A 15,542-nucleotide genomic window follows, 5' to 3' on the forward strand; every position below is an offset into this window, starting at 1 on the left:
AGATGCGCGTACTGTTCGTGACGGTCCCGTGGCCGACGAACTTCCATGTCCTGGCGCCGCTCGCGTGGGCGCTGCGCGGCGCGGGCCACGAGGTGCGGATCGCGTCCGGTCCCGGGCTGACCGACGCCGTGGGCCGGTCCGGGCACCAGATCGTCGAGTGCGGGCCGGACGGCGACGTCGCGCCGCTGTTCGCCGAGCGGGTCGGGCCGATGTACGACATCGACTGGAGCGACCGCGACCCGGCGGCGGCCGAGGCGGACGCGGAGGCGGTCGTCGGCGTCTTCGCCGGCATCGCCGACCGGATGGCGGACGACCTCGTGGCGTTCGCCCGGTCGTGGCGCCCCGACCTCGTCGTGCACGAGCCGACGGCCGCGGCGGGCGCGCTGGTCGCGGCGGTGCTCGGCGTCCCGTCCGTCCGGCACCTGTGGGGGCCGGACGTCACCGCGCCCGTCGAGCACCTGCACCGGCGGCTGCTCACCCCGCTGTGGGAGCGGTTCGGGCTGACCGAGGTGGACCTCGGCGGGGAGCTGACGCTCGACCCGGGCCCGGCGTCGCTGCGGGAGGCGGGCACGCCCGACCACCGGCCCGTCCGCTACGTCCCGTTCAACGGCCCCGGCGAGATCCCGCGCTGGCTCGACGCCCCGGCCGCCCGGCCCCGGGTGCTCGTCACCTGGGGCACCGCGATGTCTCGGATGGGCCGCCCCGACGCGTTCTGGCTGCGCGAGGCCGTCGCTTCGGTCGCGGCGGAGCTCGCCGGGGACGACCTGGAGGTGCTCGTCGCGCGCGCCGCGGACCAGGCGGAGCTGCTCGGCCCGGTCCCGGACGGGGTGCGGGAGCTGGAGCAGGTGCCGCTGCACGCGATCCTGCCGACCTGCGCGGCGGTCGTCCACCACGGCGGCAGCGGGAGCACGCTGGGCGCGGTCGCTGCGGGCGTGCCGCAGCTCGTCGTCGCGCTCTCGCCCGACCAGGTGCGCAACGCGCTGCGGATCGAGGCGAGCGGCGCCGGGCTGATGCTGCTGCCGCGCGACGGCGGCGCCGCGGCCGTCCGCGCCGGGACCGGGCCGCTGGTACGGCGGCTGCTGGCCGACCCGTCGTTCGGCGCGGCGGCGGCGCGGCTCCGCGCCGAGCTGGCCGCGCAGCCCGCCCCCTGGGAGATCGTCGCCGACCTGGAGCGGCTCGCGCAGCGGGCCGTGCCCGCCTGAGGAGGACCCCGCCATGCGCATCCTGTTCACCAGCTGGGCCTGGACCACGCACTTCTACCCGATGGTCCCGCTCGCCTGGGCCGCCCGGGTCGCCGGGCACGACGTCCGCTTCGCGGCGCCGTCCGACCTGGTGCCGTCGATCACGGCGTCCGGGCTGCCCGCCGTCACCGCGGGGGAGGACTTCGACATCGTCGGGGACTTCCAGGAGCGGATCGTCACCGTGATGGACTACGAGAACGACCACGCGCGCGGCGAGGCCGAACTGGCCGAGCGGCACGCCGCGCGCAGCCGCGCCGTCATGGAGCACTACACCGCGATCGCCGCCGCGATGACGCCCGGCCTGCTCGACTACGCCCGCGCGTGGCGCCCGGACGCGGTCGTGTACGACCCGCTCGCGTGGGCGGGCGTCCTGGTGGCGGACGACCTGGGCGTCCCGGCGGTGCGGAGCCTGTTCGGGCCCGACCTGTCGGCCGCGATCCGGCCCGAGTACACCGACGTCCTGGACCCGCTGCTGGAGTCGCTCGGGCTGGACCGGCCGGCGTCCACGCTCGGCGACCTGACCGTCGACCCGTGCCCGCCGTACGTCCAGATCGACGCGCCGGTGCGGCGGCAGCACATCCGGTTCGTGCCCTACAACGCGCTGCCGGTCGTCCCGCCGGCGGCGCACGAGCCCGGCCGGTCCGGGCGCCCCCGGGTCTGCCTGACCTGGGGGACCACCACCGACCGGATGGTGGGGGAGACGGCGTTCCTGCCGCCGAACGTGCTCGAGGCGATGCTGTCGCTGGACGCCGAGCTGGTCATCGCGATCGCGGCCCGCCAGGAGCACCTGCTGCCGGACCTGCCGCCGGAGGTGACGATCGCGAAGTCCGTCCCGCTGGACGTGCTGCTGCCCACCTGCGACCTGGTGGTGCAGCGCGGCGGCTCCGGGACGAGCCACACCGCCGCCCTGTACGGGGTGCCGCAGCTCATCCTCCCGCTGATGCCCGACACGCTCCTCACGGCGCGCACGTTCTGCTCGTCCGGCGCGGGCGTTTTCCTCCGCCCGGACGAAGCCGACGCGGAAACAATTCGGGAAAACGCGGCGCGCATTCTCGAGCCCGATTCGTCGTTCCGCCGGCAGGCCCGCGCGCTCGCCGACGACATGGAGCGGCTGCCGCGCATGCCGGACGCGGTGCGGGCGCTGGAGGAACTGGCGGCCTGACGCGAGAGCGCTCGTCCCGCCCGGCCGCGGCCGGGCGGGCGGGACGACGTCATGCGCGGGGTGACGTCATGCGCGGGGTGACGTCATGCGCGGGGCTCGGCGAGCGCCCGCGCGGTACGGCGTCCCCAGGTGCTGTAGCGGCGCCGCCGGACGAGGGCGGGCGCGAGCCGGGCGAGCCGGGCGCGGGCCCGGTAGTCGAGCCCGGGAACGTGGACCGGGCGCCCGGCGGCCACCGCCGCCAGCCCCTCCCGGACCACGTCGTCGGCCTCCAGCACCCGGCCGATCCGCTTGCCCCGGTGCCCGGAGGCGTCGTGGACGCCGGTGCGGACGGCGCCCGGGCACAGCGCCGTCACGTGCACGCCCAGCCAGGTCACCTCGCCGTGCACCGACTCGCTGAACGCGACGAGGAACGCCTTGCTGGCCCCGTAGGCCGCGCCGCCGGGCGCGGGCGCGAACGCGCCGGTCGAGGCCACGTTCAGCACCCCGCCGCCGCCGCGCGCCGCCATCGGGCCGACCGCGGCGCGGGTCAGCCGCACCGCCGCCGTCACGTTCAGCGCGACGAGCGCGTCCAGCGCCGCCGGGTCCTGGTGCGGGAGCGGGCCGATGCCGCCGACGATCCCGGCGCAGTTCACCAGCAGGTCGACCGGGCGTGCGGGGTCGCCCAGCCGGGCCTCGACGGCGGCCAGCCCGGACGGGTCCGCCAGATCGGCCGGCAGGGGCTCGGCGGTGACGCCGTGCGCGGCGCAGAGCCCGTCCGCCAGCTCCGTCAGCGCGTCCGCGCGCCGCGCCACCAGGACCGGCGAGGTGCCGCCGGCGGCGAGCGCGCGGGCGAAGGCGGCGCCCAGCCCGCCCGACGCCCCGGTGATGAGTGCGGTCCTGTAGCGAGTCACCCGAGAAACATAACCCCGGGAAATTCGAATCGTCCAGGAATGCTTTTCTCCAATTGTCCTCTAGCCGTTTTCGAGCGGTGCGCGGAACGCTGATCCGCGGTGCCGCCCGCAGAAGGCCGGGCGCCCTTTCCGCACGGGACGGTGACGATGGTCGAGATTCTGCTGCCGGTGGCGCTGCTCGCCGGCGGCCTCGCCGCGGGAGCGCTGGTGCTGTCCGCGCTCGGCGGGGCGCCGATGCTGCTCGCGCTGCCCGCCGACAGCTACCTGCCGGTCCACAAGTTCCTCGTCACGCGGTTCGACCCGTTCATGCCGATCTGCCTGCTGGCGGCGCTGGTCTGCGACGCGCTGCTGGCGGCGGTCGGGGACGGCGGCGCGACCCGCGCCATGGCCGGGGCGGCCGTGCTCCTGTACGCCTCCGTGGTGGTCGTGTCGGTGACCAAGAACGTGCCGATCAACCGGTGGGTGGCGGGCCTGGACCCGGCCGCGCTGCCGGACGACTTCGACAGCATGGAACCCCGCGTCCGCTGGCGGAACTGGAACCTCGTCCGCACGGTCCTCGCGGTCCTCGGCCTCGCGGTGAACACGGCGCTCGTCGGGGTGCTGCTGTGAGCCGGGCGCGGGTGCTGGTCCACCACCGGGTCCCCGACGGCCGCCCGGACGCGGTCGAGACCGCCTACCGGTCCGCCGTCCGCGGCCTCGCGGGCGTCCCCGGGCTGCTGGGCACCGAGCTGCTGGACGTCCCGGGGGACCCCGCGGCGCGCGTCCTGCTCATGGACTGGACGAGCGCCGAGCACTACCGGGCCTGGGAGGAGCGGCACCGCGCGGCGGGGCACCCGTCGCCGCTGCGCCCGTTCCAGGACCGCGACCGCCCCGGCGGCCACCACCACCTGTTCGTCCTGGCGGCGGAGTACCCCGCCGCGCTGCCCGAAGACAAGGAGATCCCCATCCCATGACCCGGACCTGGTTGACCACGGCGCGGGCGGCGGCACTGGCCGTGCTGCTCGCGGTCGCGGCGGTCGGAGCGGGGGCGCCCGCGCAGGCGGCGCCCGCCGAACCGTCCCGCCTCGGCCCGGCGCCCGTCCTCAACGTGCACGTGACGCCGGACGGCTTCGTCGTGCCCGGCCCGAACCCGCGGCCCGGCGGCCCGGTCACCTTCCGGGTGACCGCCGAGGGCGCCCACGGCTACTGGTGGAACGTCTACAAGCTGCTGGACGGCGCGACGATCGACCAGTTCGTCACCTGGAACGCGGAGCGCGGCTCCGACGACCCCGAGGTGGCGCGCGCCGCGATGAAGAACCTCTACCGCTACGTCGAGTGGTCGGGCGGCGCGAAGGTGTACCCCGGCAAGCCGCTGGAGCTGACCCAGACGCTGACTCCTGGAACGTACTACTTCGGCTCGCTGGCCATCCCCGGCCCCCAGGGCGCCGCCCCCGAACCGGCCGCCGCGGACGGCGGCGTCTCCGCGCGGGTCGCGGCGCCCGCCCCGGACGCCCTGCCGGCCGCGAAGGCCGCCGTGCGGGCGCAGGAGCCGTCGGTCTTCGGCTGGCTCGACATCACCGACGAGTACCGGCCGGCCCGGCTGCCGCGGGTCGACGGCCTCGTCTACATGACCGAAATGGGCGGCCGCGACGTCATGATCGCCCCGCGCCGGCTGCCCGCGCGGGGCCGGGTGTGGGTGATCAACCACACCCGGCAGCCGCAGGAGACCGTGTTCATGGACCTGCGGGACGGCGCGACGCACCGCGACGTCCGCGCGTACTTCGACGCCCAGCTGGACGGCCGCCCGCTGCCGCCGCGCCCGTTCGGCGACTCCATCGGCGGGATGCTCGCGCTGTCCCCGGACAAGCAGATCATCATGGGGTACGAGATGCCCGCGGACACCTACGGGCTGTTCTCCTGGCTGCGCGACTCCGACACCCTCCTGGACGCCGCCGCGACCGGCATGACGAGCGTGATCGACCTGCGCTGACCGGCGCCCGGCGAGACGCCGAAGCGGCCGGCGGGACCTCCCGCCGGCCGCTTCCGCCGTTCCCGCGCCGTCAGACCAGGGCGAGGAGGCGGTCCACCGCCGTCGCCGGGGCGGGCTGCGCCGCGTTCTCCGCCCGCAGCGCCTCCGCGGCCGCCGCGTACGCGGGGCCGTCCAGCACCGCCGCCGCGGCGGCCCGGACCACGGCGGGCGACAGCTCCGCGAACGCGACGCCGCGCGCGGCGCCCGCCGCCTCGAGCCGCTCGGTGTTGAGCGGCTGGTCCCCGATCGACGGGATCGTCACCTGCGGGACGCCCGCCGCGACCGCCGCCAGCGCCGTCCCCGGCCCGCCCTGGTGCACCACCAGCGAGCAGCCCGGCAGCAGCAGGCTCAGCGGCATGGACTCCACGACCCGCACGCCGTCCGGGACCGGCTCCACCAGCTCCCGCTGCCCCTTCGCGATCGCCAGCACGACCTCCGCGTCCAGGTCCGCGACGCCCGCGAGGACGGCCCGCAGCGGGTCGAGGTGGCCGGCCGTCTTCGCGAAGGTCGTCCCCCACGTGACGCACACCCGGCGCCGCGCCGGCGGCTCCGCGAGCCACCCGGGGACCGTCTCCGGGCCGTTGTACGGGACGTGCCGGACGGCGTGCGCGTTCCCGGCGCCCGGGATCTGCAGGGTCGGCGGGCACGGGTCGACGGTGAGGTCGCCGTGCGGGCGCACGTCGGTGAGGCCCAGCCGCGCCCACACCGGGTCGAGCAGCTCCCGCTCGTCGGGGTGCCGCGCGTACGTGTAGTCCACCCCGTACAGGTGGCGGACGGCCGGGACGCCGAGCCGCGCCGCCGCGATGAGCCCGGCGTACGCGCGCGGTTCGTACACCACCGCGTCGCAGCGCCGGTCCCGTGCGAACCGGGTGACGCCGTCGGCCAGCCGCTCGCCGACCGTCGCGAACATCGTCACCGCGCGGGCCGACCGCGCAGCCGGGGCGTCGTCGACCGACGCGCCGCGCCAGAACACGCCCGCGTCGACGTCCTCGCCGATCACCACCGGATGCAGCCCGGTGCCCGCGACGTACTCCGCGAAGGACGGCTGGCACGCCACCCGGACCTCGTGCCCGGCGGCGCGCAGCGCCCAGCCGAGCGGGACCATCGGCAGGTAGTGCGACGCGGTCGCCCACGTCGTCATCAGCACCCGCATCGCTTCCTCACCCCTCCACCGGGACGGCGGGCAGGGTCCCGCCGTCGGTCGACCGCCAGGCCACGAACCCGTCCGGGCGCACCAGCACCGCGCCGTCCGGGGGCAGCCCGTGCCGGGCCGGGAACGTCCCGCCCGGGTCCTCCACGTCCACGCCCAGGACGAACGTCCGGACGTCCGGCCCGGCGCCCTTCGCCCAGTGCGCGCCCTCCGGGCCGGTGACCAGCGTGTGCTCCGGCCCGTACAGGTCGAGGCTGGACACCGGGCGGCCCGCCAGCTCCAGCGGGACGTGCGGCGCGCGGGTGCCCGGCTCCCCGGACAGCTCCGCGGGCTCGACGGCCGCCGGGCCGCCGCCCGTCCCGTACCGGTAGCCGAAGACCACCGCCTCGTAGGAGGCGGTGCTCTCCGGGCGGCCCGGCACGTCCCGCCCGGTCCGGACGTGCAGCTGGTGCAGGGCCTGCGCGAGCGTCAGCCACGCGACGGGCCGCCGCTCGGCGTCGTACCCGTCCAGCAGGGCGTCCGCCTCGCGCGCCGGTGCGCCGGCGGCCGCGGCGAGCCGCCACGCGAGGTTGTGCGCGTCCTGCACGCCGGTGCTGGCGCCGAGGGCGCCGCTCGGCGGCATGACGTGCGCGGCGTCGCCGGCCAGCAGCACCCGGCCGGCCCGGAACCGGTCGGCGACCCGCGCCGCGATCTCGTAGCCGAGCACCGTCGTGCCGTCCGGGAGCTGCGGGACGAGCGCGACGGCCGCGTCCGGGAGCCCCGCCATCGCCCGGACCGCCGCGACGCACCGGGCCTCGTCGAAGTCGGCGAGGGACTCGCCGCGCTCGGGCCGGAACGGGATGCTGAGCACCCAGCCGTCCGCCGCGTCGTGCCGCAGCAGGACGGTGCCGGGGGCGGGGCGGTCCAGGTTCGCGATGTCGATCCGCCGGCCCCGCAGGACGGGCTCCAGGTCGGCGCGGAACACGAACGTCGCGGTGTGGCCGAGCGCCCCGGGGCCGTCCGACCCGACGCCGAGCGCGGCGCGGACCGGGCTGCGGTGCCCGTCCGCGCCGACGAGCCGGTCGGCGGCGACGCGGTACCCGCCGCCGTCGCCGGTCCGGACGGTCGCGACGACGCCGTCGCCGGTGTCGGTGAAACCGGTCAGCTCGTGCCCGAACCGGAGCACCGCGCCCAAGTCCGCCGCGCGGGCCGCGACGATCGCCTCGAGCCGGTCCTGCGAGATGGTCGCCCACGCGCACGGCCCGATCCGCTCGTCCGCGGTCTCGGGTTCCAGCGGCACCCGCCGCAGCTCCGGTCCGGCGAGGGTCTCCGCGCGGACCAGCAGCGAGTCGCCGCCCAGCTCGTAGGTGCAGGCGGCGCGGATCGCCGGCTCGATCCCGAGCCGCCGGTACAGTTCGACGGTGCGCGGGTTCACCGCCCGCGCCCGGGGGTGCGCGAGCGCGTCCGTCCGGCGTTCCAGCAGCGTCACCGGCACGCCGTGCCAGGCCAGGAAGGCGGCGGCCGACAGGCCGGTCAGGCCGCCTCCCGCGATGAGAACCGAAGTCCGTTCCATTCGCTCCCTCCCGTGCCGCGCCGCGGGCGGACGCGCGCGGCGGCAGTCTCACCGGCGCGGTTCGAGCCCGGCTGGAGCTTCGCTGGGTCCGCGCCGGCGTCCAGCCTCCTTCGAGCGGCCCGCGAACCGGGTCCGGCACGCTCGGGATCCATGGATGGCGAAGAACCTCAGGACGTCGTCGAAACGTTGTGCCGCCGCTCGGCGGAGCTGCTGGCGAGCCTGCCCGGCCCGGTCCGGCGGCTCAGCCTCCAGAGCGGGGAGGCCCGGCTGGAGCTCGAGTGGCCCGAGCCGGCGGCCGCACCGGCCGCCGCGGCCGCCCCGGCGGCGGGGACGGGCGGCCCCGCGGCCGTCCCCGCCGCCGGGCCCGCCGCCGAACCCGAGGACGACCGGGACTACCTGCGCGCCCCGATGGTCGGCACCTTCTACCGGGCGCCCGCGCCGGGCGCCGACAGCTTCGTCGCCGAGGGCGACGTGGTCGCGGCGGGCAGCCAGATCGCGATCATCGAGGCGATGAAGCTGCTCAGCCCGGTCAACGCCGACCGGCCCGGACGCATCCTGGAGGTGCTGGTCGAGGACGGGTCCCCGGTCGAGTACGACCAGCCGCTGTTCGCGATCGCCGCCGAAGCGGACGAGGCCGGGAGGGCCGCGTGAACCCGGGCGGGCCGCTGCGGGTCCTGTTCACCACCTGGGCGTGGCCGTCGCACTACTTCCCGATGGTGCCGCTGGCGTGGGCGTTCCGCGCCGCCGGGCACGAGGTGCTGGTCGCGAGCCAGCCCGCGCTCGCCGGGACGATCGCCCGGTCCGGGCACCCGGCCGTGGCGGTGGGGTCCGACCTCGACATCGTCGGCTACCACCGCACCGAGCACGCCGGGCTGCGGGTCACCCGCGACGCCGAGCCGCCGGCGGCCTGGAACGCGGCGAAGCGCGCCCGCGTCCAGCAGGGGTTCGCGAAGTTCGCCGAGATCGCCGACCTGATGGCCGACGACCTGCTGGACGTGGCGCGCCGGTGGCGCCCGCACCTCGTGGTGCACGACCCGCTCACCTACGCGGGCCCGCTGGTCGCCGGGCTCGTCGGCGTGCCCGCCGTCCGGTCGCTGTTCGGGCCGGACTTCAACGTGGACATCGCCGACCTCGAGTCCGCCGCGGCGCAGCCGCTCGCCGACCGGTTCGGCGTGGACCGCATCGACCCGCTCGGCGACCTCACCGTCGACCCCGTGCCGGGCGCGCTGCAGTTCCCCGCGCCGCTGCGCCGCCTGCACGTCCGGTACGTCCCGTACAGCGGGCAGCCGAACATGCCGGGCTGGGCGCTCGACCCGCCGGACCGCCCCCGCGTCCTGGTGAGCTGGGGCACCACCACCGCCAAGTTCAGCGCGGAGCACGCGGCCCGGCTGCCCGAGGTGGTCGCCGCGCTCGCCGGGCCGGACGCCGAGGTGGTGTTCGCGGTCACCCCCGACCAGCGGGCCCTCGTCCCGGACGTCCCGGACGGGGTCCGGCTCGTGGAGTCGGCGCCGCTGGACGCGCTGCTGCCGGGCTGCTCCGCCGTCGTCCACCAGGGCGGCGCCGGGACGACGCTGACGGCGGCGCTGCACGGCGTCCCGCAGCTCGCGGTCGTGCAGACCCCCGACCAGGTGGTCAACGCGATCCCGCTGGAGAAGTCCGGGGCGGGCGCGTTCCTGGTCCCGGACGAGACGACCCCGGACGCGCTGCGCGACGGCGCAGCCCGGCTGCGCACCGATCCGTCGGCGGCCGCCGCGGCGCGCGGGCTGGCCGCCGAGATGCGGGGCCGGCCGTCCCCGGCCGCCGCCGTCCGGACGCTGGAACGGCTCGCGCACGGCGAAGGAGAGACGACGTGAAGCGCACCCTCTCGGACCTCGCGGTCTTCGGCGGGGACCCCCTGTTCGGCGAGACCCTGCACACGGGGCGGCCGAACCTCGGCGACACCGCGGCCTTCCTGGACCGGGTCCGCGGCGTCCTGGACCGCCGGTGGCTCACCAACAACGGCCCGCTGGTGCTGGAGTTCGAGCGCCGGGTGGCGGCGCTGGCCGGGGTCGAGCACTGCGTCGCGATGTGCAACGCGACGATCGGCCTCCAGGTCGCCGTCCGGGCGCTGGGACTGACGGGCGAGGTCATCGTGCCGTCGTTCACCTACCCGGCGACGCCGCACGTCCTCGGCTGGACGGGCGCGACGCCGGTGCTGTGCGACGTCGACCCGGTCACCGGGAACCTGGACCCGGCCGCCGTGGAGCGCGCCGTCACGCCGCGGACGACCGGCATCCTGGCCGTCCACGTGTGGGGGCGGCCGTGCTTCCCGCGCGAGCTGGAGGAGGTCGCGGCCCGGCACGGGCTGGCGCTGCTGTTCGACGCCGCGCACGCGTTCGGCGTCACCGCGGACGGCGTCCCGGTGGGCGGCTTCGGAGCCGCGGAGGTGTTCAGCTTCCACGCCACCAAGTTCGTCAACAGCGTCGAAGGCGGCGCGCTCGTGACGAACGACGCCGACCTGGCCGACCGGGCCCGGTCGCTGCGCAACTTCGGGTTCGCGGGCGAGGACGTCGCGGCGGTCGGCACCAACGCCAAGATGAACGAGCTGTGCGCCGCGATGGGCCTCACCTCGCTGGACTCGCTCGACGGGCTGCTGCGCACCAACAGGGCCAACCACGCGGCGTACCGGGAGGGGCTGCGGGACGTGCCCGGGATGACCCTGCACGAGTACCCCGCCGACGTCCGGGCCAACCACCAGTTCGTCGTCGCGGAGGTGGACGAGCGGGCCTGCGTCGGCCGGGACGCCCTGATGCGGGTCCTCGAGGCGGAGAACGTCGTGACGCGTGCGCACTTCTCCCCGGGCTGCCACCGGATGGCGCCCTACAACGCGACCGCGGACCCGGCCGGCTTCCCGCACACCGAGGCGCTCGCGGCGCGGGTCATCACCCTGCCGACCGGCAACGCGGTCGGCGCGCCCGAGATCGGCGCGCTGTGCGGGCTGCTGGACTTCGTCGCCCGCAACGGCGCCGACGTCGCCCGCCGCATGGAGGAGCCCGTCCCGGCCTGACGCCGGCCGCGGGCGGGAGCGAGCGGACGAGAGCGCGCGGACGAAAGGGAGGGGCCCGGCGACATTCGCCGGGCCCCTCGCCCCGTTCGTCCGCCGGTCCGTCAGCCGTCCCCCGCGAACGCCTTCTCGCGGATCCGCTCGGCGATCTCGCCGGGCAGCTGGAACTGCTGGACCTCCGCCATCAGCGCCGTCTCGAAGTGCGCGACGAACCCCTCGGGCGTCGTGGTGTCGGTCGCCCGCGGCGTCGCCAGGTACGGCGCCAGCTCCGTCTCGATGAGGTGGACGCCCTCCTGGACGGACATGTGCCGGGCGACGTCCTCGACCGTGCCGCCCTCGTAGTGGATGACGCGGATCATCAGGCCGCCCTGGATGAACAGCCCCGTGCCCAGCAGCATCCCGACCGGGGCGCCGTCCGCGTCGTGCAGGACGGGCGACTCCGGGCGGCGGAACCGGCTGAACACGTCCCGGATCTCCGCCTCGTGGCCCGGCTTGACGTCATACGTGATCGCCGCGTACGGCATCGGCGGCCTCCCTTCCGCTCTCCGGCGCGCCTTCCCGCGCGCCCTCCCGGTCGCTTTCCCCGGCGCCCTCCCGGACGTTTCTTCCGGCGCCCTCCCGGTCGACGACCCGGCACAGCAGCGCCGGCGGGTCGTCCGGCGCCCGGTACTCCCGCAGCGACGCGGTGACCCGGTGCTGAGCGGCGTCGCGGGCCCACCGGTCGAACGCGTCCGCGTCGGCCCACTCGCTCATCACGACCCGCTGGTCGCCGCACTCCCACAGCTCGTTGCCGAGCAGGCCGGGCGTGCCCGCCATCGCGCGGCTGATGCGGTGGTACTGCGCCGCCAGCTCGTCCGCCCGCTCGCCGGGCCGGTGCCAGACCAGCACCCGGACGCGCCCGGTCGCGGTCACAGGCCGCCGTCCACGTTGACGGTCTCGCCGGTGACGAACGACGACAGCGGCCCCGCGAGGAACATCGCCACCGCCGCGACCTCGGCCGGGGACGCCAGCCGGCCGAGCGGGCTGCGCTTGCGGTACTCCTCCAGCCGCGCCGCCATCCCCGGGTCGGCGGCGTCCTCCGCGTCGGGCTCGGTCGTGTCGACGATGCCGGGCGCGACCACGTTCACCCGGATCCCGCGCGGCCCCAGCTCCTTCGACAGGGACCGGGCGAGCCCGAGCAGCGCCGACTTGGACGCCGTGTAGTGCGCCCGGAGCGGGATGCCCACCAGCGCGGCCTTCGACCCGACGAACACCAGCGACGACCCCTCGCCCAGCAGCGGCAGCGCCCGCTGCGCCAGCAGGAACGCCGAGGTCAGGTTCGTGTCGATCACCCGGCCCCACTCGTCGTCCGGCAGCTTGTCGAACGGGACGTGGCTGATGATCCCGGCGTTGTGGATCAGCGAGTCGAGCCGCCCGAACCGGGTCCTCGCCTCCTCCAGCAGCGCCTCGACGTCCGCGGCGCGGCCCACGTCGGCCTTCACCACCGCGTGGTTCCCGCCGGTCTCGGCGAGCTCCTTGCGGAGCCGCTCGGCCGCGTCCTCGTCGGAGGAGTAGCAGGCGACGACGTCGGCGCCCGACTCCGCCAGCCCCAGCACGATGGCGCGTCCGATGCCCTTCGTGCCGCCGGTCACCAGGTGGGCGCCGCCGGTCACCAGCCGGGCGCCGCCCGGGATCACGGTCGTCATCGCATGCTCCGTTCCGCGGCGGCCTGCTCGACCAGCTTCTTGATCCGCTCCATCTGGACGCGGGTGTTGCGGTTGATGTTGTCGGTCATCCACGCGTCGTCGACCGGCGCCTCCGGGCGCATGTGGAAGTCCTGCACCCAGTGCATCTCCACGCCGCCGTCGACCTCGCGGTACTCCCAGAAGATGCTCATGAACTCGAAGTTGCCGGGCTCGACGCGGCGCGCCCGCACGGTCCGGGTCGCCGGGTCCGGGCGCCGCTCGGACACCCAGCTCCACTGCTTGCCGTTCTCGTCCGGGTGCATCGTCAGCCGGAAGCGGATCGCCCCGTCCTCCTCGGACAGGATCTCCGCCGCGGCGTACTCGCTGAACAGCGACGGCCACGACGCCACGTCGTTGGTCATGTCCCAGACCAGGTCCATCGGGGCGTCGATGACGACCGAGTTCTCGGTGTGCCCGGCCATCACGCGGCCGCCGACTTCAGCGAGTTCACGTGGTCCAGGAAGGCGCGGGGCGTCTCGAGCCCCGTCAGCACGTCGTCGTCCACCTCGATGCCGTACTCCTGGAAGAGCTGCACCGACAGCTCCAGCACGGCCAGCGAGTCGTAGCTCAGCTCGCCGAACGACCGGTCCAGGATGTCGCCGTCCAGGTCGACGTTCTCGTCGTCGCCCGCGCTGGCCCGCATGAGCCGCCGCAGGTCATCAAGCGTGATCTCGCTCATCGTCCTTCTCGATCTCCCTCGCAGTGGCCGGCCGGGGGCCCCGGCCGGGAGGCCGGTCAGCGCGCCGTCCAGCGGTAGAACGGCTCCGCCATGGCGTCCTTCGGCTCTTTCCAGTTCGGGTCGTAGGGGCGGATGTGCTCGGCCAGCCGCGTGTTGATGTCGCCGTACAGCGGGTGGCTCCGCGCCTTGTACAGCGACGGGGCGATGTCCTCGTCCGCCTCCACGAGGTGGAAGTACAGGTCGTGGAACCGGAACAGGCTCCGCGCGGACACACCGATCATGTGCGGCAGGTCCGTGGCGTCGGAGTCGGCGAAGATCTTCGCGACGTCGTCGGCCCGGTCCGGTTCCATCCGGGCGACGATCAGTGTCCGGTGCATGCGCGCTCCCTCGTGTCGGCGGGCTCCATCGGCGGGCTCCATCGGCGGGCTCCGTCCCCAGGGCACCCGGCGGCGCTAGAGCCGCGCTCGAAGGCGACTGGTCGCGCCGCCCGGCGCGGGTCCTTCCAGCGCCGCCCTAGCCGCCTTCGAGGACGCGCCGCGACGATCGGTGGCATGGCCGAAGCTGGAGGCACCACACGATGACGAGCGACGCCGCAGCACTGTTGGAAAGCGTCCGCGACTACCACCGGTCGCGGCCCGAGCCGCGGTTCGAGCCGGGAGTGACGCCGATCCTGCCCTCCGGGGCGGTCCTGGACGAGGAGGACCGGGCCGCGCTCGTGGCCGCCGCCCTCGACCTGCGGATCGCCGCGGGGCGGCACTCGCGCCGGTTCGAGAGCCGGTTCGCCCGGGTCGTCGGCGGCAGCCGCGCCCACCTCACCAACTCGGGATCGTCGGCGAACCTGCTGGCGCTGGCGGCGCTGACGTCGCCGCAGGTGGAGAACCGGCTGCGCCCCGGCGACGAGGTGATCACCGCGGCCGCCGGGTTCCCGACGACCGTCAACCCGATCGTGCACAACCGGCTCACCCCGGTGTTCGTGGACGTCGAGCTCGGCACCTACAACGCCACCCCCGAGGCGGTCGCGGCGGCGATCGGGCCGCGCACGAAGGCGATCATCCTCGCGCACACCCTCGGCAACCCCTGGGCCGCCGACGAGATCGCCCAGATCGCCGCCGACCACGACCTCTGGCTGATCGAGGACAACTGCGACGCGGTCGGCTCCACCTACCGGGGGCAGCCCGCCGGCTCGTTCGGGCACATGTCGACGGCCAGCTTCTACCCGGCGCACCACATCACGATGGGGGAGGGCGGCTGCGTCGTCGTCGGCAACCCCAAGCTCGCGCGGATCGTCGAGTCGTTCCGCGACTGGGGCCGCGACTGCTGGTGCGAGCCCGGCGAGAGCAACCGCTGCCTGAAGCGGTTCGACTACCAGCTCGGCTCACTGTCGTACGGGTACGACCACAAGTACACGTTCTCCCACGTCGGCTACAACCTGAAGAGCACCGACCTGCAGGCCGCGCTCGGGCTGAGCCAGCTGGAGAAGCTCCCCGCGTTCGGCGCGGCGCGCCGCCGCAACTGGGCGGCGCTGCGCGAGGGCCTCGCCGACCTCGAGGACGTGCTGCTGCTGCCGTCCGCGACGCCGGACAGCGACCCGTCCTGGTTCGGGTTCCTCATCACGATCCGCGAGGACGCGCCGTTCACCCGCCGCGAGTTCGTCGCGTTCCTGGAGGAGCGGCAGATCCAGACGCGGCTGCTGTTCGGCGGCAACCTCACCCGGCACCCCGCCTACCAGGAGGTCGAGTACCGGGTCGCCGGCGACCTCGCCAACAGCGACGTCATCACCGACCGGACGTTCTGGATCGGCGTCTACCCGGGCATCACGCCCGAGATGACCGACTACATGGTGGAGTCCGTGCACGAGTTCGTCGGCGCGCGCGTCCGCGCCCGCCAGCCCGCCTGACCCGCGGTCTCCGCCGCCTCCCGGGGACGGGAGCGCCGCGCGAACGAGGACGGCCCCGCCGGGAGCTCCCGTGGGTTCTAGTGATCCCCGCAACACCCTGATCTTCAGGGAGTTGCGGGGATCATGGATTTTGAGGACCTGAAGGCAAGGTTCTTCGAGGCGCTGGACCGGGAGAACGGCAGTATCTCGGGGGCTG

General features: G+C 75.4%; 18 protein-coding genes. 9 read left to right on the forward strand and 9 right to left on the reverse strand.

Annotated elements, in window-relative coordinates; genetic code table 11:
- The first annotated feature begins 2 nt into the window (after nt 1–2).
- Both DMH08_RS23945 and DMH08_RS23950 read left to right on the forward strand, forming a co-directional pair.
- A complete protein-coding gene (locus DMH08_RS23945; protein WP_026401564.1) occupies nt 3–1,202 on the forward strand; it encodes a nucleotide disphospho-sugar-binding domain-containing protein in 1,200 nt (399 codons plus the stop codon).
- Nucleotides 1,203–1,215: 13 nt separating this feature from the next.
- Nucleotides 1,216–2,403 carry a nucleotide disphospho-sugar-binding domain-containing protein gene (locus DMH08_RS23950; protein WP_125617865.1) on the forward strand — a complete coding sequence of 396 codons (1,188 nt, stop codon included), beginning with the start codon at nt 1,216–1,218 and terminating at the stop codon, nt 2,401–2,403.
- Nucleotides 2,404–2,486: 83 nt separating this feature from the next.
- Here DMH08_RS23950 and DMH08_RS23955 read toward each other — a convergent pair whose 3' ends face one another.
- Nucleotides 2,487–3,293 (reverse strand): SDR family NAD(P)-dependent oxidoreductase, encoded by an 807-nt coding sequence (locus DMH08_RS23955; RefSeq protein ID WP_026401566.1) that lies wholly within the window; start codon nt 3,291–3,293, stop codon nt 2,487–2,489.
- A 147-nt stretch (nt 3,294–3,440) separates the two neighbouring features.
- On the opposite strand from DMH08_RS23955, the gene DMH08_RS23960 reads away from it, so the two are divergent.
- From DMH08_RS23960 to DMH08_RS23970, 3 genes are read left to right on the forward strand one after another with little or no spacing between them, the layout of a single operon-like run.
- Nucleotides 3,441–3,902, forward strand: coding sequence for a DUF1772 domain-containing protein (locus tag DMH08_RS23960; protein ID WP_026401567.1), 462 nt, complete (start codon nt 3,441–3,443; stop codon nt 3,900–3,902).
- Entirely contained in the window at nt 3,899–4,246 is a 348-nt protein-coding gene (locus DMH08_RS23965) for an antibiotic biosynthesis monooxygenase family protein (RefSeq protein ID WP_064743532.1), read from the forward strand. Before DMH08_RS23960 ends, DMH08_RS23965 begins: the two co-directional genes overlap by 4 nt.
- The gene (locus tag DMH08_RS23970) at nt 4,243–5,262 is read left to right on the forward strand and encodes a hypothetical protein (protein ID WP_125617867.1); all 1,020 of its coding nucleotides are present in this window, start codon (nt 4,243–4,245) and stop codon (nt 5,260–5,262) included. Before DMH08_RS23965 ends, DMH08_RS23970 begins: the two co-directional genes overlap by 4 nt.
- 70 nt (nt 5,263–5,332) lie before the next feature.
- On the opposite strand, the gene DMH08_RS23975 is transcribed toward DMH08_RS23970, so the two are convergent.
- The gene (locus DMH08_RS23975; protein WP_125617870.1) at nt 5,333–6,454 is read right to left on the reverse strand and encodes a nucleotide disphospho-sugar-binding domain-containing protein; all 1,122 of its coding nucleotides are present in this window, start codon (nt 6,452–6,454) and stop codon (nt 5,333–5,335) included.
- Nucleotides 6,455–6,461: 7 nt separating this feature from the next.
- Nucleotides 6,462–8,003, reverse strand: a complete 1,542-nt coding sequence (locus tag DMH08_RS23980; RefSeq protein ID WP_125617872.1) for an FAD-dependent monooxygenase — start codon at nt 8,001–8,003, stop codon at nt 6,462–6,464.
- A gap of 150 nt (nt 8,004–8,153) precedes the next feature.
- Here DMH08_RS23980 and accB point away from each other — a divergent pair, with 150 nt between their 5' ends.
- The 3 genes from accB to DMH08_RS23995 are packed head-to-tail and all read left to right on the forward strand — an operon-like array spanning nt 8,154 to nt 11,049.
- The gene (gene accB / locus DMH08_RS23985; RefSeq protein ID WP_125617874.1) at nt 8,154–8,654 is read left to right on the forward strand and encodes an acetyl-CoA carboxylase biotin carboxyl carrier protein; all 501 of its coding nucleotides are present in this window, start codon (nt 8,154–8,156) and stop codon (nt 8,652–8,654) included.
- On the forward strand, nt 8,651–9,856 hold the full coding sequence (locus DMH08_RS23990) for a nucleotide disphospho-sugar-binding domain-containing protein (RefSeq protein ID WP_125617876.1): 1,206 nt from the start codon (nt 8,651–8,653) through the stop codon (nt 9,854–9,856). Before accB ends, DMH08_RS23990 begins: the two co-directional genes overlap by 4 nt.
- A complete protein-coding gene (locus tag DMH08_RS23995; RefSeq protein ID WP_026401572.1) occupies nt 9,853–11,049 on the forward strand; it encodes a DegT/DnrJ/EryC1/StrS family aminotransferase in 1,197 nt (398 codons plus the stop codon). Before DMH08_RS23990 ends, DMH08_RS23995 begins: the two co-directional genes overlap by 4 nt.
- Before the next feature lie 101 nt (nt 11,050–11,150).
- Here the strand turns inward: DMH08_RS23995 and DMH08_RS24000 are convergent, their stop codons facing one another.
- From DMH08_RS24000 to DMH08_RS24025, 6 genes are read right to left on the reverse strand one after another with little or no spacing between them, the layout of a single operon-like run.
- Complete coding sequence (locus tag DMH08_RS24000) at nt 11,151–11,570, reverse strand: SchA/CurD-like domain-containing protein (protein ID WP_051300412.1); 420 nt, start codon at nt 11,568–11,570, stop codon at nt 11,151–11,153.
- The gene (locus tag DMH08_RS41140; RefSeq protein WP_199747975.1) at nt 11,545–11,958 is read right to left on the reverse strand and encodes an antibiotic biosynthesis monooxygenase family protein; all 414 of its coding nucleotides are present in this window, start codon (nt 11,956–11,958) and stop codon (nt 11,545–11,547) included. Before DMH08_RS41140 ends, DMH08_RS24000 begins: the two co-directional genes overlap by 26 nt.
- Entirely contained in the window at nt 11,955–12,731 is a 777-nt protein-coding gene (locus DMH08_RS24010) for an SDR family NAD(P)-dependent oxidoreductase (RefSeq protein WP_051300414.1), read from the reverse strand. The genes DMH08_RS41140 and DMH08_RS24010 overlap by 4 nt, the downstream gene beginning before the upstream one ends.
- Nucleotides 12,728–13,192: an SRPBCC family protein gene (locus tag DMH08_RS24015; RefSeq protein ID WP_026401574.1), complete on the reverse strand. Its 465-nt coding sequence runs from the start codon at nt 13,190–13,192 to the stop codon at nt 12,728–12,730. The genes DMH08_RS24010 and DMH08_RS24015 overlap by 4 nt, the downstream gene beginning before the upstream one ends.
- Entirely contained in the window at nt 13,192–13,449 is a 258-nt protein-coding gene (locus tag DMH08_RS24020; RefSeq protein WP_026401575.1) for a phosphopantetheine-binding protein, read from the reverse strand. Before DMH08_RS24020 ends, DMH08_RS24015 begins: the two co-directional genes overlap by 1 nt.
- Before the next feature lie 56 nt (nt 13,450–13,505).
- Entirely contained in the window at nt 13,506–13,826 is a 321-nt protein-coding gene (locus tag DMH08_RS24025) for a TcmI family type II polyketide cyclase (protein WP_026401576.1), read from the reverse strand.
- 200 nt (nt 13,827–14,026) lie between these two features.
- On the opposite strand from DMH08_RS24025, the gene rfbH reads away from it, so the two are divergent.
- Nucleotides 14,027–15,346 (forward strand): lipopolysaccharide biosynthesis protein RfbH, encoded by a 1,320-nt coding sequence (gene rfbH / locus DMH08_RS24030; protein WP_026401577.1) that lies wholly within the window; start codon nt 14,027–14,029, stop codon nt 15,344–15,346.
- Nucleotides 15,347–15,542: the final 196 nt, after the last annotated feature.

The sequence above is a fragment of the Actinomadura sp. WAC 06369 genome (genome assembly GCF_003947565.1).
Taxonomy (GTDB): domain Bacteria; phylum Actinomycetota; class Actinomycetes; order Streptosporangiales; family Streptosporangiaceae; genus Spirillospora; species Spirillospora rifamycini.